Raw genomic sequence first — 21,890 nt, 5'->3', positions numbered from 1 at the left:
ATTAATGTGCTTCATGCTTTCTGTCAATGGAAAATAACAGAAGTTTCAAATAGAGAACATTTGTTGGGGTAGTCTCGCTTTTCTATCATTAAATATGTTAAAATGGAATACATGATTTAAGAGGGAGAGATCGTATTTTGTTTGAATATGTTACAGGTTACGTGGAGTATGTAGGACCGGAATATGTCGTAATTGATCATAATGGAATTGGTTATCAAATTTTCACACCGAATCCGTATGTATTTCAAAGAAGTAAGCAAGAAATCCGTGTCTATACATATCATTATGTGAGAGAAGATATTATGGCGCTTTACGGGTTTAAAACACGTGAAGAGCGTTTATTATTTACAAAGTTGTTAGGCGTGTCTGGTATTGGACCAAAAGGCGCTCTTGCAATTTTAGCTTCTGGTCAAACAGGACAGGTCGTTCAAGCGATTGAACATGAGGACGAGAAGTTTTTAGTGAAGTTCCCGGGCGTAGGGAAGAAAACAGCGCGCCAAATGATTTTAGATTTAAAAGGAAAACTAGCAGATGTTGTACCAGATGCATTTGTTGATTTATTCTCAGACGAAGAACGTTTTGATGAGAAGAAAGGTTCTTCAGCTGAGCTTGATGAGGCGTTGGAAGCTCTGCGCGCACTTGGATACGCGGAACGAGAAGTTTCTCGCGTTGTACCAGAGTTATTAAAAGAATCATTAACGACGGATCAGTATATTAAAAAGGCACTTAGTCTTTTACTAAATGGTAAGAGGTGAGTATAATGGACGAACGTCTCCTTTCAGGGGAATCAGCATATGAAGATGCAGATTTAGAATATTCATTACGGCCACAGACGCTCCGTCAGTATATTGGCCAAGATAAAGCGAAACATAATTTAGAGGTGTTTATTGAAGCGGCGAAAATGCGTGAAGAGACGCTAGATCACGTGCTTTTATATGGACCACCAGGTCTTGGTAAAACGACGCTTGCGAATATTATTGCCAATGAAATGGGCGTAAATGTTAGAACAACTTCAGGACCGGCAATTGAAAGGCCAGGTGATTTAGCGGCTGTTTTAACAGCACTTCAGCCAGGGGATGTATTATTTATTGATGAAATTCATCGTTTGCATAGATCAATTGAAGAAGTACTATATCCTGCAATGGAAGATTTTTGCCTTGATATTGTAATTGGAAAAGGACCGTCAGCAAGGTCTGTACGTTTAGATTTACCGCCATTTACATTAGTTGGAGCAACGACGCGTGCAGGTGCGTTATCAGCGCCGCTTCGTGACCGTTTCGGTGTGCTTTCAAGATTAGAGTATTATACAGTAGATCAGCTTTCTGAGATTGTTGAACGTACAGCAGAAGTATTCGAAGTTGAAATTGACTCGTTAGCCGCACTAGAAATTGCAAGACGTGCTCGTGGTACACCTCGTATTGCGAATCGTTTATTACGACGTGTACGAGATTTCGCACAAGTTCGTGGTAACGGAACGGTTACGATGGAAATTACACAAATGGCATTAGAATTGCTGCAAGTAGATAAATTAGGTCTAGATCATATTGACCATAAATTATTGCTTGGTATTATTGAGAAGTTCCGTGGTGGTCCAGTTGGATTAGAAACGGTTTCGGCAACGATTGGAGAAGAATCTCATACGATTGAAGATGTGTATGAGCCGTATTTATTACAAATTGGCTTTTTACAACGAACGCCAAGGGGGCGAATTGTAACGCCACTTGCATATGAGCATTTCGGAATGGAGATGCCAAAAGTATGACGGAGATGCCGAAATTGCTTATTACAGCAGGGATCTTACTTATCGTTTTTGGCTTAGCTTGGAAGTTCATTGGAAGACTTCCAGGCGATATTTTTGTGAAAAAAGGAAACGTTACCTTTTATTTTCCTATCATTACATGTATTGTGTTAAGTATTGTATTATCTTTTATTATGTATATAATAAATCGATTCAAATAAGAAATAGGTGGATATAGTTATGGATATTAATCTGTTTGATTTTCATTTACCAGAAGAACTTATTGCACAAGTCCCATTAGAAGAGCGTGAAACATCAAGATTAATGGTGTTAGACCGTGAAACAGGCGATATTGAGCATAAACATTTTACAGACATTCTTTCTTACTTACATGAGGGGGATTGCTTAGTTTTAAATGAAACGAAAGTAATGCCTGCTCGTCTGCATGGTGTGAAAGAAGATACAGGCGCACACATTGAAGTACTTCTTTTAAAACAAGAAGAAGGCGATAAGTGGGAGACGCTTGTTAAGCCAGCGAAACGTGTAAAAGAAGGAACTGTTATCTCTTTTGGCGAAGGAAAATTAAAAGCAACTTGTACAGGAACTGCAGATCAAGGTGGACGTCAGCTTGAATTTTCATATGACGGCATCTTCTATGAAATTTTAGATGAACTTGGAGAAATGCCACTTCCTCCATATATTAAAGAGACGCTAGAAGATCGCGATCGCTATCAAACAGTATATGCGAAAGAAATCGGTTCAGCAGCAGCGCCGACTGCAGGACTTCATTTTACAGAAGAGTTACTGGAAAAGTTAAAACAAAAAGGCGTTGAGTTAGCATTTATTACACTTCACGTAGGGCTTGGAACATTTAGACCAGTTTCTGCTGATACGATTGAAGAGCACCATATGCACGCAGAATATTACCATATGTCTGAAGAGACGGCGGCATTATTAAACCGTGTAAGAGAGAATGGTGGACGTATTATTACGGTAGGTACGACTTCAACTCGTACGTTAGAAACAATTGCGACAGATCATGACGGCAAGCTTTGTGCTGCTTCTGGCTGGACAGACATTTTTATGTACCCAGGTTACGAATTTAAAGCAATTGATGGTTTAATTACAAACTTCCATTTACCGAAATCAACATTAATTATGCTTGTAAGTGCATTTGCAAACAGAGATAATGTACTTCATGCTTATAATGAAGCAGTAAAAGAAAAATATCGTTTCTTTAGCTTTGGTGATGCAATGTTCGTTGCCTCTCACGCTAAAATGGGAAACAAATAAAAGGAGTAAATTATGACAGCAATTCGTTATGAATTTATTAAAACTTGTAAACAAACAGGTGCCCGTTTAGGACGTGTACATACGCCACACGGTTCATTTGATACACCAACATTTATGCCAGTTGGTACGCTTGCAACAGTTAAGACAATGTCACCAGAAGAATTAAAAGCAATGGATTCTGGCATTATTTTAAGTAATACGTATCATTTATGGCTACGTCCAGGTCACGAAATCATTCGTGAAGCAGGCGGTTTGCATAAATTTATGAACTGGGATCGTGCAATCTTAACGGACTCTGGTGGTTTCCAAGTATTCAGTTTAAGTGACTTCCGTCGCATTGAAGAGGAAGGCGTTCATTTCCGTAACCACTTAAATGGAGATAAATTATTCTTATCACCAGAAAAAGCGATGGAAATTCAAAATGCATTAGGTTCAGATATTATGATGGCATTTGATGAGTGTCCACCATTCCCAGCTACTTTTGAATATATGAAGAAATCTGTAGAGCGTACAAGCCGCTGGGCAGAGCGTTGCTTAAAAGCACATGAACGTCCACAAGATCAAGGTTTATTCGGTATTGTACAGGGTGGGGAGTTCGAAGAGCTTCGTCGCCAAAGTGCAAAAGACCTTGTTTCAATGGACTTCCCTGGTTACGCGGTAGGTGGTTTATCTGTAGGTGAGCCGAAAGATATTATGAACCGTGTACTTGAGTTTACAACGCCACTTCTTCCAGATAATAAGCCACGTTACTTAATGGGAGTAGGTTCTCCTGACTCGTTAATCGATGGTGCAATTCGTGGTATTGATATGTTTGACTGCGTACTTCCAACTCGTATCGCTCGAAATGGTACATGTATGACAAGTGAAGGGCGCCTTGTTGTCAAAAATGCGAAATTCGCAAGAGATTTCGGTCCGCTTGATCCAAACTGTGATTGCTATACATGTAAAAATTACTCTCGTGCGTACATTCGTCACTTAATGAAATGTGATGAAACGTTCGGAATTCGTTTAACGTCTTATCACAACCTTCATTTTCTGTTAAACTTAATGGAGCAGGTGAGACAAGCTATTCGTGAAGACCGTCTTGGCGATTTCCGCGAAGAGTTCTTTGAACAGTATGGCTTTAATAAACCGAATGCTAAAAACTTCTAATACATAGTTTAAAAGGAGGAACAAAAGATGAATCCAGGTATGATGAATATCGTTATGATCGTTGCGATGTTTGCGATTTTCTATTTCTTATTAATTCGCCCGCAACAAAAACGTCAAAAAGCAGTTGCTCAAATGCAAAGTGAGTTAAAAAAAGGTGATGCTATCGTAACAATCGGTGGTTTACACGGTACAATTGAATCAGTAGATGAGACGAAAATCGTTGTTAAATCTGGCGGTTCACACTTAACTTTCGATCGTAATGCGATTCGTGAAGTTGTGAAAAACTAATGAGGAAGGCCCTGCATGAAATGTGCAGGGCCTTTTTTTAGTTATTTTGTTTGGACATATTTACACCGAAAATGCCACCAAGTGTACTCGCGCCCATTAATGCTAATTGGTAAAGTAACTGCGAGTTCGATAAAGTTTGAGAGAAGCCTAAATAGTTAACTAGAAAAACAAGTATAGTGAATGTAAGTCCTGTTGAGAAGCCTACTAGCCAACCTTTCCCTTGTGCTTTTTTGCCGGCAGTAAACCCAGATATAAGCATAGATAAAAGTGCTAGTATAAAAATAGTAACAGCTAATGTTCCTTCATTCATATCTGTAAATTTTAATAAAAGAGCCATAATCATGCTAGTAACTGTTGCGAGAATTAATAGGATAACGATACCGAAGCCGATTGCAGTTGATAATTTTTTCGTTCCATCCATTTATACATTCCCCCTTTTTAATACAAGCATATTTTCCTTTTGCCTAAGTTAGACTATTTTCTTTTTTATAGGGGAGTCTATACGTAAAAAGGAGATGTAAAAATGGAATGGGTATCAGTAATTGGCCGGACGATGCTGTTGTATATTATCATCTTAATTATTTTTCGTCTTATGGGTAAACGTGAGATAGGAGAATTAAGTGTATTAGATTTAGTCGTATTCATTATGCTTGGTGAAATGGCTGTAGTCGCAATTGAAAATACGGATAAATCACTTTGGCATCAATTAGTTCCGATGGTCTTTCTTATGTGTATACAGATCATTTTGTCTGTCATTTCTTTAAAGTTTCAACGATTTCGGCATTTAATAGAAGGAGAACCAGCAATCATTATTAATGCTGGAAAAATTGATGGAAAAAAGATGAGAAACCAGCGATATAATATAGATGATTTAATGATGCAATTAAGAGAGCAGGGAGTCGGAGATATTAGGGATGTAGAATACGCTATTTTAGAACCATCTGGGAAGTTATCTGTCTTCCAAAAACAAAAAGGCGGGCAGGATGCATTGCAGTTTACTCTTCCCCTTATTATCGATGGAGAAATTCAATCGAATCATTTACAAATGATTGAACATACAGACGAGTGGCTTGTTGAAAAATTAAAAAACTTAGGCTATAACGATGTAACACAAATTTTATACTGTAGTTTTCAAAATGGAAAATTTTTTGTTGATTTGAAAGAAAACTAGAGGCTTACTATATGGAATAGTAAGCCTATTTACTTCAAAAATGAAAGTTTTCGAATGATAGGGAGACGACTTAACTCTTCTTTTCGAATGAGTTTGAAAATGAAGAGGAGCACAATATAAACGAGTGTTGTTAAAGTGATTTCCCATAATGTTTGTACGCCAAGTGAATGAGAGAAAACTATATACTTATGAAGGTAAAAACCGAAGGAGCCTGCGATACCGATGGCAAGTCCGCCAAAAATATAGTCTTTTGCGTAAATGGTAAATGTAATTTTCTTTAAAACAGTAGCATAATGAAGAAATGTTACTGTTACGATATTTGCTGCAATTGCAAGGGCAACCCCCATCATTTGAAACTCTGGCCTTGAAGCTAGTACAAAAATAACGATTAATTTCACGATTGCACCAATAAATGTATTCATCATGGCCGCACGTGCTAAGTTTAAAGCTTGTAAGACAGAGGTAAGTGGACTTTGAAAATAATGAAATAAAAAGCAAGGTGCAAGAAGCTGGATGAATGCTGTTGCACTATCTGATCCATACATAAGAGTTAAAACAGGAGAAGCAAATACGTATAATATAACGACTGACCACCCGCCAGTAATGAGTGAGATTCGAAGAGCTTGTTGTAAGCGGTGTTCTACTAATTTATGTTGTCTTTTTGCCATTGCCTCGCTAATAGATGGAACGAGTGCTGTCGAAAGAGCGTATGTAATAAAGGCTGGTAGTGAAAGAAGCGGGAATGCATACCCGTTTAATATACCGTATTGCTGAGTTGCGACGGAGGCAGCAACGCCGGCAATCGCTAAGCTTTGCATAACGACGATAGGTTCAAAAAAATAGGAAACGGAACCGATTAAACGACTTCCTGTAGTTGGAAGTGCAATATCCATAAGAGAATAAAATGTTCCTTTGCTCTCCTTTACAGTAGTGAAAAATCCAGAGCGTATAGATAAATGTTTTTCGCGCTGGAATAAAGTAAGTAAAAATAATAACGATGCCACTTCACCGAGAACGGCTGATAACATAGCGCCAGCTGCAGCATATTCTACGCCGTAAGGTAAAAATAATTGAATACATATAGCGATAATTGTAATGCGGACAATTTGTTCTATCACTTGGGCGTAAGCGCTAGGTTTCATATTTTGTTTCCCTTGGAAATAGCCACGTAAAACAGAAGAAACAGCAATAACAGGAACGACAGGTAAAATGGCCATTAATGGATAGTACGTTCGTTCATCAGTTAATAATGTTTTTGCTAAAATAGGTGTGAGGAGCATAATTCCAATTGTTAAAATGATACTAATAACAGATGTAACAGCTAATGATACTGTTAATATTTTTTTAACTTTTTGTTTATCATTCACAGCTTCTGCTTCTGCTACAAATTTTGCGATTGCGACAGGAAGACCGATTTGTGTTAATGTAATTGCTAGAATAAATGTAGGGACGGCCATCATATAAAGGCCAACGCCTTCTTCTCCTAAAATACGCGCCATTACAATACGATTAATAAATCCTAAAATTTTGGTAATAAAGCCGGCGATCATTAAAATAAATGCGCCTTTTAAAAAGCTTTGTCTCGTCATGGTCTTCTCCTACCTTCTCAAAATCAGTGGAATGATTTACAATAATTTATATGCACGTACGAGACAAGAATGACAAGCATTTAAGAGAGTACTCTTGAAAGTAGTTATTGCTGTCCATTAGAGCGGGATTAAAAGCGACTTTTCGTGCTGAAATAAGAAGGAGATGTTATATATGTTAGATAGAGAGGCTTTGGTAGAATCATACCGCGGACAGTTACAAGTCGTTTTAGAAAGTAAAGTAGAAGAGTTCCAAATGTTCGGCTACGACCGAGTAACAGATGATGACATTTGGAAGTTTCTTAAAGTGAAAAAGTGGAAGAAGATAGACAGTGACGTTAGATTGTATGAATTAGTTAATGACGTATTAACAGTAACAGCTAATGAATATATGACGTATTTAACTGTTGAAGCATATCAAGCCCCGCTTTGGTCATTTGATGAATATGAAAATAAATAACCGACTGCAATTGGTTTGTTCTTCCTTTTGCAGTATAATGATAGGTATTGATAATGAGGAAATAATTATGTCTAAGATCATATATAAAGGAGGTAGTGAAGAGAGAAAACAAATAATGAAAGTGTAGGTAATGTGAAAAACTTACCGACACAGCTGGTGAGGAACTAGCAAAATTATAGAAAGGAAGTCTACTAACTAGGCGTATGCACACGTGTAAAAGTGAATCGTAAAAGATTTATTTGAAGTGTTAGTAGCGGAAAGAGGGTACATATGGCAAAGCGTGGTACAAGAATTGCCGCCTTTTTCCTCATCGTTTTATTAATCGGTGGAGTAATTGGTGCGGCAGGAAAAGACATAGCAAAAGGAATTAGTCTAGGACTAGACCTTCGCGGTGGTTTTGAAATTCTGTATGAAGTAAAACCAGCCAAAAAAGGTGATAAAATCGATCGAGATGTACTTGTAAGTACAGTAGGTGCTCTTGAAAATCGTGTCAATGTTCTCGGTGTAAGTGAGCCGAACATTCAAATCGAAGGGCAAGATCGAATTCGTGTACAGCTTGCTGGTGTACAAGATCAGCAAAAAGCACGTGAAATGTTATCAACACAAGCGAAATTAACATTTCGTGATGTAGATGACAATCTTCTTATGGATGGAACGGATTTAAAAGGTGGCGGAGCGAAGCAAACATTTGATGAGCAAGGCCGTGCGAGTGTAGGTCTTACACTAAAAAGCGCTGAAAAATTCCGTGAAGTAACTGAGAAAATTTCAAAAATGCCACCACCAACGAATTTAATGGTAATTTGGCTTGATTTTGAAGAAGGAAAAGATTCGTATAAAGCAGAATCTGCAAAACCGAATCCGAAATTCTTATCAGCAGCAACAGTAAGTCAAGTATTTAACCAAGCTGAAGTATCTATCGTAGGTGGAAACTTCACAGTTGAAAGTGCAAAACAACTTTCATCTTTATTAAACGCAGGTGCACTGCCGGTTGATTTAAAAGAAATGTATTCAACATCTGTTGGAGCGAAATTTGGTCAACAAGCGTTAGAGCAAACAATTTTCGCTAGTGCGATTGGTATCGCTCTTATTTTCTTATTTATGCTTGTATTCTACCGTTTACCAGGACTTGTAGCGGTTATTATGTTAGGTTTATACATTTTCGTTACATTACTTGTCTTTAACTGGATGCATGCAGTTCTGACGTTGCCAGGTATTGCAGCGTTAGTGCTCGGGGTAGGTATCGCAGTTGATGCGAATATTATTACGTACGAGAGACTAAAAGAAGAACTGAAAATTGGTAAGTCAATGATGTCAGCATTCCGTGCTGGTAACCATCGTTCATTAGCAACAATTTTAGATGCGAACATTACAACACTTGCAGCAGCTGGTGTATTATTCGTTTACGGTAATAGCTCTGTAAAAGGATTCGCAACAAGTTTAATTGTAAGTATTTTAGTTGGTTTTATTACGAACGTATTCGGTACTCGTTTCTTACTAAGTTTACTTGTAAAGAGCCGTTACTTCGATAAAAAACCAGGATACTTTGGTGTGAAACAAAAGGATATTATTCCGTTAACAAAAGGTGTAGTACATCCACCAACGAAATTTGATCGTATTAACTTTGTAAATGTCGGTCATAAATTCCTTATCTTCTCGATTGTAGTTGTAATTGCAGGTGCAATTATTTTACCAATTTTCAAAATGAATCTTGGTATTGACTTTGCGAGTGGTACACGTATCGACCTGCAATCAAAACAATCAGTTACTGTGTCTGATGTTCATAAAGATTTTAAAGAATTGAACATTGACGTGAAGGAAGAAAACATTGTACCGACTGGAGATGACAATAAGGGATTCGCAGTTCGTACATTAGGTGTTCTATCAAAAGATGAAATTGCGAAAACAAAAACATTCTTCCACGATAAATATGGTACAGATCCAAACGTAAGTACAGTTTCGCCGACAATTGGTAAAGAAATTGCAAGAAATGCATTTATCGCAGTATTAATTGCTTCTGCAGTTATCATTTTATACGTAAGTATTCGATTCCGATTTACGTACGCATTATCTGCAGTGCTTGCATTATTACATGATGCATTCGTTATGATTGTTATATTTAGTATTTTCCAATTGGAGGTAGACTTAACGTTTATCGCTGCCGTGTTAACAATCATCGGTTATTCTATTAATGACTCAATTGTTACGTTTGATAGAAACCGTGAATTATACAAACAGAAAAAACGAGTTCGCGATATAAAAGACTTAGAAGAAATCGTAAATGCAAGTATTCGCCAAACGCTTGGTCGTTCGATTAACACCGTATTAACAGTGTTATTCCCAGTAATTGCACTGCTTATCTTCGGTAGTGAGTCACTACGTAACTTCTCGTTTGCGTTACTTGTTGGACTAGTTGTAGGTACGTATTCTTCTGTTTTCGTTGCTTCTCAAATTTGGTTAATGCTTGAAAACCGTCGTTTGAAAAAGGGCAAAAACAAGAAAAAGGTTGAGAAAGTAGAATCTGAACCGCAAGTATAAAAAAGATGATGTCTCTTTATGAGGCATCTCTTTTTTCGTTTGTGGATACAATAAGATAGTTACTTTGAAATGATGAAATGGAAGAAAGTGGTGATGTTATCGCTGTTTTTGTTACAATAAAAAGATAGGTTAAGAAAAGAAGGGATTTTAATGATGGAAAAAGATGAACGTTTTAAACAGGCCGAGTTTGGTGCTATTGTCGGGATCGTTGGTAATATTATATTAGCGATTATAAAGGCGGTAATTGGTTATATTGGGAACAGTAAAGCGCTATTAGCAGATGCGGTGCATTCTGCATCAGATGTAATTGGTTCGCTAGCTGTACTGTTTGGGTTACGAGCAGCAAAGCAGCCGCCCGATGAAGATCATCCGTATGGTCATGGTAAAGCGGAATCGATTTCAGCGATTATTGTTGCAGTATTATTATTTATTGTGGGAATCGAGATAGCGATTTCGTCCATAAAAGCTTTTTCACAGGAACTAGAACCGCCGAAAGGGATTACAATTTTTGCTGTCGTTCTTTCAATTATCGTGAAAGAAGGAATGTTTCAATATAAATTCCGATTAGGGAAAAGGGTAAATAGTGATGCAATTATTGCAAATGCATATGAGCACCGTTCAGATGTGTTTTCTTCAATTGCAGCTTTAATCGGTATTTGTGCAGCGATTATTGGTGGTAAGTTCGGGTTAGATTGGCTTGTGTATGCCGATCCAATTGCAGGATTATTTGTTTCACTTCTTGTTGCAAAAATGGCATGGAGTATTGGGGCAGAAGCAATTCATGCAACGCTTGATCATGTTCTTCATGAGGAAGATGTTATTCCGCTTAGAGAAGCCGTACTTCAAATAGATGGTGTGAAAAAAATCGGCTCGTTATACGCAAGGGAACATGGTCATTACGTTATTGTTGATATTAAAGTTTCTGTAGATCCATACATTACTGTAGAAGAAGGACATCGCATTGGAAAGCATGTGAAAGAAACGCTTATGAAACAAGATAACGTACAAAATGTGTTTGTACATATAAATCCGTATTCTCCAAATTAAACATTATTAACATTTTAGTATATAGATATTGCATCGTAGTTTGCATTATATTGTCACCCCTTAATCTGTCTTGTATAATGAACAGGTTAAGGGGTGATTTCGTGTTACAACCGAAGACGCGTTGGAAAGAAAAAGAATATAATGGCGAGCGAGTGAGTGAATTAGCAAGTAAATTACAATTATCACCACTTGTCGTTTCGTTATTCCTCGGTAGAGGACTAGATACAGAAGATAAGATTTTAGATTTTTTAAATACAGAAAATCAAGAATTTCATGATCCATTTTTATTAGAAGGAATGGATAGAACGGTAGAACGTGTAAATAAGGCGATTCAAAATGGAGAGCAAATATTAATATTTGGTGACTACGATGCGGACGGAGTAAGTAGTACGACTGTGTTATATCTTGCCTTGCAAGAATTAGGTGCAGACGTAGAATTTTATATCCCAAACCGTTTTACAGAAGGTTATGGACCAAACGAAGAAGCATTTCGTTGGGCGCATAGCGCAGGATTCTCATTAATTATTACTGTCGATACTGGTATCGCAGCTGTACATGAAGCAAAAGTGGCGAAGGAACTTGGGATAGATCTAATTATTACAGATCACCATGAGCCACCACCAGAATTGCCAGAAGCACTTGCGATTATTCACCCGAAATTAGATGGCGGTGTGTATCCGTTTCACTATTTAGCGGGCGTTGGTGTTGCGTTTAAAGTTGCACATGCACTACTAGGCCGTGTACCAGAACATTTATTAGAAATTGCAGTAATTGGTACGGTAGCCGATTTAGTATCACTTCACGGTGAGAATAGATTGCTAGTGAAGCGCGGTTTAAAACATATGCGCATGACGAAAAATATTGGACTAAAGGCGCTATTTAAAGTTGCTAACGTTTCGCAAAGTGAAATTACAGAAGAGAGTATTGGCTTCTCAATCGCACCTCGTATTAATGCAGTTGGACGTTTAGAAGATGCTACGCCGGCTGTACATCTTTTATTATCAGAGGATCCCGAAGAAGCGAAAGAGCTGGCTGAAGAAATTGATGAGCTGAACAAACTGCGAAAAGATATTGTAAAGCAAATTACAGAAGAAGCTATCGCTGAAGTGGAAACGAATTTCCCTCCTGAAGATAATAAAGTATTAGTGCTTGCAAAAGAAGGATGGAATCCAGGTGTAATTGGAATTGTCGCTTCTAAATTAGTTGAACGTTTTTATCGTCCAACGATTGTATTATGCATTGATCCTGTAAAAGAAACTGCAAAAGGTTCAGCGCGTAGTATTGCAGGATTTGATTTGTTTGCGAATTTGTCAGATTGTAGAGAGTTATTGCCACACTTCGGAGGACATCCGATGGCAGCGGGAATGACGCTACATATGAATGATGTAGATGAATTACGCCGCCGTTTAAATGAACAGGCAGATACAATTTTAACGGAAGAAGATTTTATTCCAATTACAGCTGTCGATGCTTTTTGCAAAGTGGAGGACGTAACACTTGCAGCAATTGAAGATATGCAAAAGTTAGCACCATTTGGTGTTGGAAATCCAAAGCCACGTATTGCAGTGAAAGATGCGGAGTTAGAAAGTATTCGTGCAATCGGATCAGACGGTTCTCATTTAAAGATGTCTCTTCGTGATGGACAAGCAACATTGGATACAATTGGATTCGGTTTTGGTGCGTACGCGAAAGAAATTTCTCCAGTTGCAAAAGTATCTGTAATAGGAGAAGCGTCTATCAATGAATGGAATAATTTTAAGAAGCCGCAATTAATGGTGCAAGATATTGCTGTAGAGGCATGGCAATTATTTGATTGGCGTAGTATGCGTAACGTAGAAGCAAATTTAGCAGAACTTCCGAAAGAAAAAATCACGATGTTGTATTTTTCTAAAGAGGTATTGAATAAATTTTCTTTAGAAGACTATAAAGAGCATATGATGCATGCATCAGAAGTAACCGAGTTAGATGAGCAATACATCGTGTTACTTGATTTACCAAAAGGAACAGATGAATTACGAGATCTATTTAAAGTTGGGTTCCCGTCGCGAATTTATACGCTATTTTATCAAGAGAATAATCATTTATTTAGCACTGTTCCAACGAGGGATCACTTTAAATGGTACTATTCATTCTTGAGCCAAAAATCACCATTTTCTTTAAGGCAATATGGAGAACAACTATGTCAACATAAAGGTTGGTCAAAAGATACAGTAAATTTCATGACACAGGTGTTTTTTGAGTTAGAATTTGTTACAATAAAAGATGGCGTCATTTTTATGGCAGACAAAAAACAAAAGCGTGATTTAATTGAATCGAACACATATCGTGAGAAAATGAACCACTTACAATTAGAAAAAGAATTGGTTTATAGCACATATCAGCAACTATATACATGGTTTGAAACGATTCGTAATCATAAAGAAGTAGAACAGTTAGGGTAAAGGATTTGTATTTACAAACCTTTTAGATCTGAGGAGGATTCAGAAATATGGATTTCAAGCAACATATCGCAATTGTACCGGACTATCCAAAAGAAGGTATTGTGTTTAAAGACATTACACCGTTAATGAACGACGGTAAAGCATACAAAGCAGCAACAGATGCAATCGTTGAGTATGCAAAAGAGAGAGACATCGACCTTGTAGTAGGTCCAGAAGCTCGTGGCTTTATTATTGGTTGCCCAGTTTCTTACGCATTAGAAGTAGGATTTGCGCCAGTTCGTAAATTAGGAAAATTACCACGTGAAGTAATTACAGTTGACTACGGTAAAGAATATGGTAAAGATGTTTTAACAATCCATAAAGATGCAATTAAGCCAGGCCAACGCGTATTAATTACAGATGATCTATTAGCTACAGGTGGAACAATCGAAGCGACAATTAAGCTAGTTGAAGAGCTAGGCGGAGTTGTAGCAGGAATTGCATTCTTAGTAGAACTTACTTACTTAGATGGTCGTAAAATGTTAGATGGTTACGATGTATTAGTATTAGAAAAATACTAATCGCTATATAGGTAAAACTACGGTGATAAGAAGTACCCGTGAATCTCTTGGAGAGGAGCGGGTACTTTTGTATAATTGAACAAAAAATTATGGTGAAATGTCAGTAAAATCTTTTCCTTTTCACAATTCACAATCATTGGGTTATAATGATAGAATATAATTTATTCTATTTAATAAAGATAAAGTCAATTTTCAATAAAAGGTGATTCGATGGCAAATGAGCAGGTACTAACAGCTGAACAGGTACTCGAGAAAGCAAGTCAATATTTAGTGGATGAAGATATTGAGCTAGTAGCACGTGCCTATGAATATGCACGCGATGCGCATAGCGAACAATACAGAAAATCGGGTGAACCATACATTATTCATCCAATTCAAGTTGCAGGTATTTTAGTTGATTTACACATGGATCCAGCTACAGTATCAGCAGGTTTCTTACATGATGTAGTAGAAGATACAGAGATTACATTAGAAGATATTGAACGGGAATTTAATAAAGAAATTGCTATGCTTGTTGATGGTGTGACAAAGCTTGGAAAGATTAAATATAAATCTCATGAGCAACAACAAGCAGAAAACCATCGCAAAATGTTTATTGCAATGGCTCAAGATATTCGAGTTATTTTAATTAAACTAGCTGATCGTCTTCATAACATGCGTACATTGAAACATTTGCCTCAAGAGAAGCAGCGTCGCATTGCGAATGAAACGTTAGAAATCTTTGCGCCTTTAGCACATAGACTCGGAATTAGTACTATTAAATGGGAGCTAGAGGATACGTCACTTCGCTACTTAAATCCACAGCAATATTATCGTATTGTAAATTTAATGAAGCGTAAACGTGCAGAACGTGAAGAGTATTTAGACGAAGTAATGACTGGTATTCGTGAGAAATTAGACGAAGTTGCAATTCAACCTGAAATTTCTGGAAGACCAAAACATATTTACAGTATTTATCGTAAAATGGCACTGCAAAATAAACAGTTCAATGAAATTTACGATTTATTAGCTGTACGTGTCGTTGTAAATAGTATTAAAGATTGTTATGCAGTACTTGGAATTATTCATACGTGCTGGAAGCCGATGCCAGGTCGTTTTAAAGATTATATTGCAATGCCGAAAGCAAATCTATATCAATCTCTTCATACGACTGTAATTGGACCGAAAGGTGATCCGCTTGAAGTGCAAATTCGTACGAAAGAAATGCATGAGATTGCAGAATTCGGGATCGCGGCACACTGGGCGTATAAAGAAGGAAAAACAGCAGAAACAACAGGTACATTAGAGAAGAAACTTACATGGTTCCGTCAAATATTAGAATGGCAAAATGAAGCTTCTAATGCAGAAGAGTTTATGGAGTCGTTAAAAATTGATTTATTCTCTGACATGGTATTCGTCTTTACACCGAAAGGCGATGTAATGGAATTACCACTTGGATCTGTTCCAATTGACTTTGCATATCGTGTGCATTCAGAGATTGGGAATAAAACAATTGGTGCAAAAGTAAACGGGAAAATGGTGACACTTGACTATAAATTAAAAACAGGTGACATCATTGAGATTTTAACATCGAAACATTCGTATGGACCAAGTCAAGATTGGGTGAAACTTGCTCAAACATCTCATGCAAAAAACAAAATACGTCAGTTCTTTAAGAAACAACGTAGAGATGAAAATATTGAAAAAGGCCGTGAACTTGTTGAGAAAGAAGTGCGTAGCCTAGAGTATGAGATGAAAGAAGTGTTAGCGCCTGACAATTTAAAACGAGTTGCTGAAAAATTCAACTTTGCAAATGAAGAAGATATGTTTGCGGCAGTTGGATATAATGGTATCACTGCATCGCAAATTGTTACGCGACTAACGGACAAGTTCCGTAAGCAACGTGAAGAAGAAGAGATTGTTGAAGTTAAAGAAGTTCGTAAACCGATGAAAATTCGAAAATGGGATTCTGGCGTTAAAGTAAGTGGTGCAGATAATTTATTAATTCGTTTATCAAAATGCTGTAACCCAGTACCTGGTGATGATATCGTTGGGTATATTACGAAAGGCCGAGGCGTATCGATTCACCGCCGTGACTGTGTAAATGTTCATACAGAAGAAGCTATAGAACGTTTATTAGAAGTAGAGTGGGAAGGTAGCCCTGAAAAAGAAATTGAGTATAACGTTGATATTGAAATTTCAGGTTACGATCGCCGTGGTTTATTAAACGAAGTATTACAAGCTGTTACAGAGACGAAAACGTACATTTCAGCAGTTTCTGGTAGAAGTGACCGTAATAAGATGGCAACAATTAATATGTCAATCTCTATTCGTAACTTACAGCACTTGAAAAAAGTAGTAGAACGCATTAAACGTGTTCCAGAAATTTATGCAGTACGACGCATGATGCATTAATAGGGAGTGTAGAAAAGATGAGAGTTGTTTTACAACGATCAAAAGAAGCGTCTGTCACAGTAGACGGTGAGATCGTAGGACAAATTCCGTTCGGTTTAACATTACTAGTTGGCATTACGCATGAAGATACAGAAAAAGATGCAACTTACATTGCAGAAAAAATTGCGAACTTACGTATTTTTGAAGATGAGAGCGGAAAGATGAACCATTCTGTACTTGATGTAGAAGGACAAGTTCTATCCATTTCGCAATTCACATTATACGGAGATTGCCGCAAGGGAAGACGTCCAAACTTTATGGATGCAGCTAAACCTGACTATGCAGAGCGTTTATATGATTTCTTTAATGAAGAAGTACGTAAGCAAGGATTGCATGTAGAAACAGGGAAGTTCGGAGCAATGATGGATGTTTCTTTAATCAATGATGGTCCGGTGACCTTAATTGTGGAAAGTAAATAGTGTTGCAAGAAGAGAGGGGATGAGCCCCTCTCTTCTTTTATGGTTTTTAATGGTATATTTTGTTAATTATTGTTATGATAGTTCAGAAAATAAACGATATAATCGGGGGATTATGGGAGGTAAAACTTATGGAAACATTTGTACTCGTTCATGGAGCATGGGATGGCGGTTATGTTTGGAAAAAACTAGCTGAACTTTTAAGGGAAGAGGGTCATAGTGTATATACTCCTACATTAACTGGACTTGGGGAACGAACACATCTTATGCAACCTAACATAGGGTTGAAGACATTTATTCAAGACATTGTTAATACTATTAAATATCAGGGTCTAAAAGATGTAATTTTGGTAGGACATAGTTATTCTGGTATGGTAATTACAGGGGTGGCAGAAGTAATTCCCGAGTTCATTAAGGAGCTAGTATACGTGGATGCAATGCTTCCGGAAGATGGTGATTCTGTTATGGATATTTCTGGACCGGAAATGGCCGCGCATTTTATAGAAGAAGTAAAAGTATACGGGGAGGGGTGGCGTGTTCTTCCTAGAAATACAATAGATGAGAGAAAATCAGCGATGCCATTGTTGGCTTTTACACAATCGGTTGAAATAAAAAACTCTAAAGCACAATGTATACCGCATATATACGTAGAAGTAAAGGATAATCCAGAACATTGGCCAATGACGTCTATCTTTTTAGAATCAGCAAAAAAAGCAAGAGATAGAAAATGGGAGGTTTTTTCTATTGAAGTTGGTGGGCATTGGGTAATGGAAACTAATCCAGAGGCATTGGTCCGTATATTGAATCAGAGTGTAGAAGTAATTTAATGTATGCTTTACTTCCTATAGAAGAAATGGCCGCGCAAGTTGTATTACATGTAATGTTAGAAATTCTCGTAATTGGGGTAGGTATTGTATCGTATCGTTATATTATTTGAAGCATCATATGCTAGCAAGTGGACTAGCTCATTGTTATAAATCCAATACTAATGTTTATTTTGAGTCAATAGCTTTTTCGTTTATGTATAACTCTCTAATCAATATGGAACAATAAAAAGTAAAACATCCATATTGAATGTGAGGGATATACGTATGCGTATGAATGAAAAAGGGCATTCTGTTACAAATGGTGCAAATCAACTGTTTAACGTGAATTTTCATGATTTTATTTCAAAAGAGCAAAACAATACTTCAATGGAGCTTGCTTCTGAGTTTGGCATTTCTCTTCAAGATGTAAAGCGTCTAAAGAAGCAGATTGAACGCTCTTAGAGCACTTGACAATCCTACTGAACAAACGTATAGTAATTTTATATTTACATATGAATATAACCTTTGATAGAGAAGAGTAAATGAGACACACATGGAAAGAGAAGAAATGTCTTAGGCTGAAAACATTTCTACATGATGACTGATTGAATGACACTCTAGAGGTTTCAACTTGAACGGCGTATACGCTTAGTAGGGATGAACGCACATTTAAGCGTTATTAAAAAAGTGGAAGCATACGTGCTTCAATTAGGGTGGCACCACGGGTATAATACTCTCGTCCCTACTGTTCAAACAGTAGAGGCGGGAGTTTTTTTATTTTTATTAAGATTAAAACAATTTGAGGAGGAACTGAATATGTCTATTCAAATCCCACGCGGAACGCAAGATATTCTTCCAGGTACTGTTGAGTTATGGCAGTATATCGAAGGGCAAGCACGCGAAATTTGCCGTCGTTACAATTACAAAGAAATTCGTACACCAATTTTTGAACACACTGAGCTATTTTTACGTGGTGTTGGTGATACGACAGATATCGTACAAAAAGAAATGTACTCATTCCAAGATCGTGGAGAGCGTAGTTTAACATTACGTCCAGAAGGTACTGCACCTGTTGTACGTTCTTACGTTGAAAATAAAATGTTCGGTGACGCAACACAACCGACGAAATTATACTATATCGGCCAAATGTTCCGTTATGAAAGACCACAAGCAGGTCGCTATCGTCAATTCGTACAATTTGGTATTGAAGCAATCGGCAGTAACGATCCTGCAATTGATGCAGAAGTAATTGCACTTGCTGTAGAGTTTTACCGCGGCATGGGCTTAAAAAATATTAAAGTTGTATTAAACAGCTTAGGTGATGCAGCAAGCCGTCAAGCACACCGTGATGCATTAATCGCACACTTCGAGCCACGTATCGGCGAATTCTGTTCTGACTGTCAATCTCGTTTAGAAAAGAACCCTCTTCGTATTTTAGATTGTAAGAAGGACCGTAACCATGAATTAATGGGAACAGCACCATCTATTACAGAATACTTAAACGAAGATTCAGCAGTATACTACGAAAAAGTTCAAGAACTATTAACGATGATGGATGTTCCATTTGAAAAAGATCCGAACTTAGTACGTGGTTTAGACTACTACCAACACACTGTATTTGAAATTATGAGTGAGGCAGAAGGTTTCGGTGCTATTACTACATTAAGCGGTGGTGGACGTTACAACGGACTTGTACAAGAAATCGGTGGACCAGAAATGCCAGGTATCGGTTTTGCGATGAGTATTGAACGTTTAATTATGGCACTAAAAGCTGAAAACATTGAATTGCCAATCGAACATAGCATTGATTGTTACGTTGTAGCGCTTGGTGAAAAAGCAAAAGACCATGCTGCAAAAGTTGCATTTGATCTTCGTAAAGCTGGATTATCAGTTGAAAAAGATTATTTAGATCGCAAAATGAAGGCACAATTTAAATCAGCAGATCGTCTAAAAGCGAAATTTGTAGCTGTATTAGGGGAAGATGAGCTAGATAAAGGCATCATTAACTTAAAAGATATGGCAACAGGCGAACAAGAAGAAGTAGCATTAGATGTATTTGCTTCATACGTAGCAGAGAAATTAATATAGGGGGAACTTACAGTGGCTGAAAGAACGCATGCATGTGGAAAAGTAACAGTAGAAGCAGTTGGACAAACAGTTCAATTAAAAGGTTGGGTACAAAAACGCCGTGATTTAGGTGGATTAATCTTTATCGACTTACGTGACCGTACAGGTATCGTACAAGTTGTATTTAACCCAGAAACATCAAAAGAAGCGCTAGAAGTAGCAGAAACAATTCGTAGCGAATACGTATTACACGTAGAAGGTACAGTTGTTGAGCGTGGTGAAGGCGCAATTAATGACAATATGGCAACTGGTCGTATTGAAGTACAAGCAACGAAAGTAAACGTATTAAATGCAGCGAAAACAACGCCAATCATTATCGCTGATGATACAGATGCATCAGAAGATGTGCGTTTAAAATATCGTTACTTAGACTTACGTCGTCCTGTAATGTTCAATACATTCAAAATGCGTCATGACGTAACAAAAACAATTCGTAACTTCTTAGACACAGAAGAGTTCCTAGAAGTGGAAACACCAATTTTAACGAAGAGCACGCCAGAAGGAGCTCGTGATTATTTAGTACCAAGTCGTGTACATGATGGTGAGTTTTATGCATTACCACAATCTCCACAGCTATTTAAACAGCTTCTTATGGTCGGCGGATTTGAGCGTTACTATCAAGTAGCACGCTGTTTCCGTGATGAAGATTTACGTGCGGACCGTCAACCAGAATTTACGCAAATCGATATTGAAGCTTCATTCTTAACACAAGAAGAAATTTTAGATATGATGGAGCGCATGATGACGAAAGTTATGAAGGATGCGAAAGGTGTAGAGATTAGTGCACCATTCCCTCGTATGACTTACGCTGATGCAATGGCTCGTTACGGTTCTGATAAGCCAGATACACGCTTTGAAATGGAACTAACAGACTTATCTGAGTTTGCAGCAGGTTGTGGATTTAAAGTATTTACAAGTGCTGTAGAAAGCGGCGGACAAGTAAAAGCAATTAATGCAAAAGGTGCTGCGAGCAAATACTCTCGTAAAGACATCGATGCATTAACTGAATTCGTAAAAGTATACGGTGCAAAAGGTTTAGCTTGGCTTAAAGTGGAAGAAGACGGCTTAAAAGGACCGATCGCGAAATTCTTCGGTGAAGAAGATGCAAACGTGTTAATGAATACATTAGAAGCTACTGCTGGTGACTTATTACTATTCGTAGCAGATAAGAAGAGCGTTGTTGCAGATAGCTTAGGTGCACTTCGTTTACGTCTAGGTAAAGAGCTTGAGTTAATTGACGAAAGTAAATTTAACTTCCTATGGGTAACGGATTGGCCGCTTCTTGAGTACGATGAAGATGCAGATCGTTACTTCGCAGCTCACCACCCATTCACAATGCCATTCCGTGAAGATGTTGAGCTATTAGAAACAGCACCAGAAAAAGCACGTGCGCAAGCATATGACCTTGTATTAAACGGTTATGAGCTTGGTGGTGGATCACTTCGTATTTACGAGCGTGACGTACAAGAAAAAATGTTCAAAGCACTTGGATTCTCACAAGAAGAAGCGCAAGAGCAATTCGGATTCTTATTAGAAGCATTCGAATACGGTACTCCACCACACGGTGGTATTGCATTAGGTTTAGACCGTCTTGTTATGTTACTTGCAGGTCGTACGAACCTTCGTGATACAATTGCATTCCCGAAAACAGCAAGCGCAAGCTGCTTATTAACAGAAGCTCCAAGCCCAGTTGCAGAAGCACAGCTTGAAGAGTTAAACTTAAAATTAAGCTTAAAAGAAGAGAAGTAAGAATAGGGTCTAGATGGTTATACTAATACCATCTAGGCTTTTTTTGAGAGGTTGTTTAAAAAGTCCGGTTCAGATAACTGTCGCATCT

20 protein-coding genes and 1 other annotated feature are annotated in these 21,890 nt (G+C 37.7%); of the genes, 18 read left to right on the top strand and 2 right to left on the bottom strand.

Annotated elements, in window-relative coordinates:
• Positions 1–137: 137 nt before the first annotated feature.
• Genes ruvA through yajC form a run of 6 tightly spaced genes read left to right on the top strand, consistent with a single transcriptional unit; the run spans position 138 to position 4,471 of the window.
• Positions 138–755: a Holliday junction DNA helicase RuvA gene (ruvA, locus tag PDQ40_RS12970; protein WP_000464508.1), complete on the top strand. Its 618-nt coding sequence runs from the start codon at positions 138–140 to the stop codon at positions 753–755.
• A 5-nt stretch (positions 756–760) separates the two neighbouring features.
• Complete coding sequence (ruvB, locus tag PDQ40_RS12965; RefSeq protein WP_046197784.1) at positions 761–1,762, top strand: Holliday junction branch migration DNA helicase RuvB; 1,002 nt, start codon at positions 761–763, stop codon at positions 1,760–1,762.
• Positions 1,759–1,959, top strand: a complete 201-nt coding sequence (locus PDQ40_RS12960; protein WP_270691445.1) for a DUF2905 domain-containing protein — start codon at positions 1,759–1,761, stop codon at positions 1,957–1,959. The genes ruvB and PDQ40_RS12960 overlap by 4 nt, the downstream gene beginning before the upstream one ends.
• 19 nt (positions 1,960–1,978) lie before the next feature.
• Entirely contained in the window at positions 1,979–3,031 is a 1,053-nt protein-coding gene (gene queA, locus PDQ40_RS12955; RefSeq protein ID WP_000354031.1) for a tRNA preQ1(34) S-adenosylmethionine ribosyltransferase-isomerase QueA, read from the top strand.
• 12 nt (positions 3,032–3,043) lie between these two features.
• A complete protein-coding gene (tgt, locus tag PDQ40_RS12950) occupies positions 3,044–4,183 on the top strand; it encodes a tRNA guanosine(34) transglycosylase Tgt (RefSeq protein ID WP_000125362.1) in 1,140 nt (379 codons plus the stop codon).
• Between the two features lie 27 nt (positions 4,184–4,210).
• Positions 4,211–4,471 carry a preprotein translocase subunit YajC gene (gene yajC / locus PDQ40_RS12945; RefSeq protein WP_001068067.1) on the top strand — a complete coding sequence of 87 codons (261 nt, stop codon included), beginning with the start codon at positions 4,211–4,213 and terminating at the stop codon, positions 4,469–4,471.
• Between the two features lie 37 nt (positions 4,472–4,508).
• On the opposite strand, the gene PDQ40_RS12940 is transcribed toward yajC, so the two are convergent.
• On the bottom strand, positions 4,509–4,892 hold the full coding sequence (locus PDQ40_RS12940) for a TIGR04086 family membrane protein (protein ID WP_000349147.1): 384 nt from the start codon (positions 4,890–4,892) through the stop codon (positions 4,509–4,511).
• Between the two features lie 102 nt (positions 4,893–4,994).
• On the opposite strand from PDQ40_RS12940, the gene PDQ40_RS12935 reads away from it, so the two are divergent.
• Positions 4,995–5,642 (top strand): DUF421 domain-containing protein, encoded by a 648-nt coding sequence (locus PDQ40_RS12935; RefSeq protein ID WP_000455393.1) that lies wholly within the window; start codon positions 4,995–4,997, stop codon positions 5,640–5,642.
• A 29-nt stretch (positions 5,643–5,671) separates the two neighbouring features.
• Here PDQ40_RS12935 and spoVB read toward each other — a convergent pair whose 3' ends face one another.
• Positions 5,672–7,231, bottom strand: coding sequence for a stage V sporulation protein B (gene spoVB, locus PDQ40_RS12930; protein WP_000198282.1), 1,560 nt, complete (start codon positions 7,229–7,231; stop codon positions 5,672–5,674).
• Positions 7,232–7,403: 172 nt separating this feature from the next.
• Here spoVB and PDQ40_RS12925 point away from each other — a divergent pair, with 172 nt between their 5' ends.
• The 11 genes from PDQ40_RS12925 (at position 7,404) to aspS (ending at position 21,802) form a co-directional block, all read left to right on the top strand.
• Entirely contained in the window at positions 7,404–7,688 is a 285-nt protein-coding gene (locus tag PDQ40_RS12925; protein ID WP_000886980.1) for a post-transcriptional regulator, read from the top strand.
• A 270-nt stretch (positions 7,689–7,958) separates the two neighbouring features.
• Positions 7,959–10,223 (top strand): protein translocase subunit SecDF, encoded by a 2,265-nt coding sequence (gene secDF, locus PDQ40_RS12920; RefSeq protein WP_001119080.1) that lies wholly within the window; start codon positions 7,959–7,961, stop codon positions 10,221–10,223.
• 153 nt (positions 10,224–10,376) lie between these two features.
• Positions 10,377–11,270 (top strand): cation diffusion facilitator family transporter, encoded by an 894-nt coding sequence (locus tag PDQ40_RS12915; RefSeq protein WP_033674155.1) that lies wholly within the window; start codon positions 10,377–10,379, stop codon positions 11,268–11,270.
• Between the two features lie 101 nt (positions 11,271–11,371).
• Positions 11,372–13,711 carry a single-stranded-DNA-specific exonuclease RecJ gene (recJ, locus tag PDQ40_RS12910; RefSeq protein ID WP_073541135.1) on the top strand — a complete coding sequence of 780 codons (2,340 nt, stop codon included), beginning with the start codon at positions 11,372–11,374 and terminating at the stop codon, positions 13,709–13,711.
• Positions 13,712–13,758: 47 nt separating this feature from the next.
• Positions 13,759–14,271: an adenine phosphoribosyltransferase gene (locus PDQ40_RS12905; protein WP_000346214.1), complete on the top strand. Its 513-nt coding sequence runs from the start codon at positions 13,759–13,761 to the stop codon at positions 14,269–14,271.
• A 210-nt stretch (positions 14,272–14,481) separates the two neighbouring features.
• Entirely contained in the window at positions 14,482–16,665 is a 2,184-nt protein-coding gene (relA, locus tag PDQ40_RS12900; protein WP_001262809.1) for a GTP diphosphokinase, read from the top strand.
• Between the two features lie 17 nt (positions 16,666–16,682).
• A complete protein-coding gene (locus tag PDQ40_RS12895) occupies positions 16,683–17,123 on the top strand; it encodes a D-tyrosyl-tRNA(Tyr) deacylase (protein WP_001266956.1) in 441 nt (146 codons plus the stop codon).
• A 128-nt stretch (positions 17,124–17,251) separates the two neighbouring features.
• A complete protein-coding gene (locus PDQ40_RS12890; RefSeq protein WP_000447391.1) occupies positions 17,252–17,947 on the top strand; it encodes an alpha/beta fold hydrolase in 696 nt (231 codons plus the stop codon).
• Between the two features lie 264 nt (positions 17,948–18,211).
• On the top strand, positions 18,212–18,388 hold the full coding sequence (locus tag PDQ40_RS12885) for a hypothetical protein (protein WP_001242605.1): 177 nt from the start codon (positions 18,212–18,214) through the stop codon (positions 18,386–18,388).
• A 54-nt stretch (positions 18,389–18,442) separates the two neighbouring features.
• Positions 18,443–18,673, top strand: a binding site (T-box leader).
• Between the two features lie 69 nt (positions 18,674–18,742).
• Positions 18,743–20,014 carry a histidine--tRNA ligase gene (gene hisS, locus PDQ40_RS12880; protein WP_000027087.1) on the top strand — a complete coding sequence of 424 codons (1,272 nt, stop codon included), beginning with the start codon at positions 18,743–18,745 and terminating at the stop codon, positions 20,012–20,014.
• 12 nt (positions 20,015–20,026) lie between these two features.
• Positions 20,027–21,802, top strand: coding sequence for an aspartate--tRNA ligase (aspS, locus tag PDQ40_RS12875; protein WP_000840908.1), 1,776 nt, complete (start codon positions 20,027–20,029; stop codon positions 21,800–21,802).
• Positions 21,803–21,890 lie beyond the last annotated feature (88 nt).

Source organism: Bacillus cereus group sp. Bc061, from assembly GCF_027715825.1.
GTDB lineage: Bacteria > Bacillota > Bacilli > Bacillales > Bacillaceae_G > Bacillus_A > Bacillus_A paranthracis.
This window is presented reverse-complemented; position numbering and strand designations above follow the sequence as displayed.

Excerpts from the sequence above, each read along its gene's own strand:
- PDQ40_RS12905 (WP_000346214.1), top strand. The coding sequence starts at position 13,759 with ATGGATTTCAAGCAACATATCGCAATTGTACCGGACTATCCAAAAGAA.
- spoVB (WP_000198282.1), bottom strand. The coding sequence starts at position 7,231 with ATGACGAGACAAAGCTTTTTAAAAGGCGCATTTATTTTAATGATCGCC.
- yajC (WP_001068067.1), top strand. The coding sequence starts at position 4,211 with ATGAATCCAGGTATGATGAATATCGTTATGATCGTTGCGATGTTTGCG.
- hisS (WP_000027087.1), top strand. The coding sequence starts at position 18,743 with ATGTCTATTCAAATCCCACGCGGAACGCAAGATATTCTTCCAGGTACT.
- PDQ40_RS12935 (WP_000455393.1), top strand. The coding sequence starts at position 4,995 with ATGGAATGGGTATCAGTAATTGGCCGGACGATGCTGTTGTATATTATC.
- PDQ40_RS12925 (WP_000886980.1), top strand. The coding sequence starts at position 7,404 with ATGTTAGATAGAGAGGCTTTGGTAGAATCATACCGCGGACAGTTACAA.
- PDQ40_RS12940 (WP_000349147.1), bottom strand. The coding sequence starts at position 4,892 with ATGGATGGAACGAAAAAATTATCAACTGCAATCGGCTTCGGTATCGTT.
- PDQ40_RS12885 (WP_001242605.1), top strand. The coding sequence starts at position 18,212 with ATGCGTATGAATGAAAAAGGGCATTCTGTTACAAATGGTGCAAATCAA.
- ruvB (WP_046197784.1), top strand. The coding sequence starts at position 761 with ATGGACGAACGTCTCCTTTCAGGGGAATCAGCATATGAAGATGCAGAT.
- PDQ40_RS12890 (WP_000447391.1), top strand. The coding sequence starts at position 17,252 with ATGGAAACATTTGTACTCGTTCATGGAGCATGGGATGGCGGTTATGTT.
- relA (WP_001262809.1), top strand. The coding sequence starts at position 14,482 with ATGGCAAATGAGCAGGTACTAACAGCTGAACAGGTACTCGAGAAAGCA.
- tgt (WP_000125362.1), top strand. The coding sequence starts at position 3,044 with ATGACAGCAATTCGTTATGAATTTATTAAAACTTGTAAACAAACAGGT.
- PDQ40_RS12915 (WP_033674155.1), top strand. The coding sequence starts at position 10,377 with ATGGAAAAAGATGAACGTTTTAAACAGGCCGAGTTTGGTGCTATTGTC.
- PDQ40_RS12960 (WP_270691445.1), top strand. The coding sequence starts at position 1,759 with ATGACGGAGATGCCGAAATTGCTTATTACAGCAGGGATCTTACTTATC.
- PDQ40_RS12895 (WP_001266956.1), top strand. The coding sequence starts at position 16,683 with ATGAGAGTTGTTTTACAACGATCAAAAGAAGCGTCTGTCACAGTAGAC.
- queA (WP_000354031.1), top strand. The coding sequence starts at position 1,979 with ATGGATATTAATCTGTTTGATTTTCATTTACCAGAAGAACTTATTGCA.
- secDF (WP_001119080.1), top strand. The coding sequence starts at position 7,959 with ATGGCAAAGCGTGGTACAAGAATTGCCGCCTTTTTCCTCATCGTTTTA.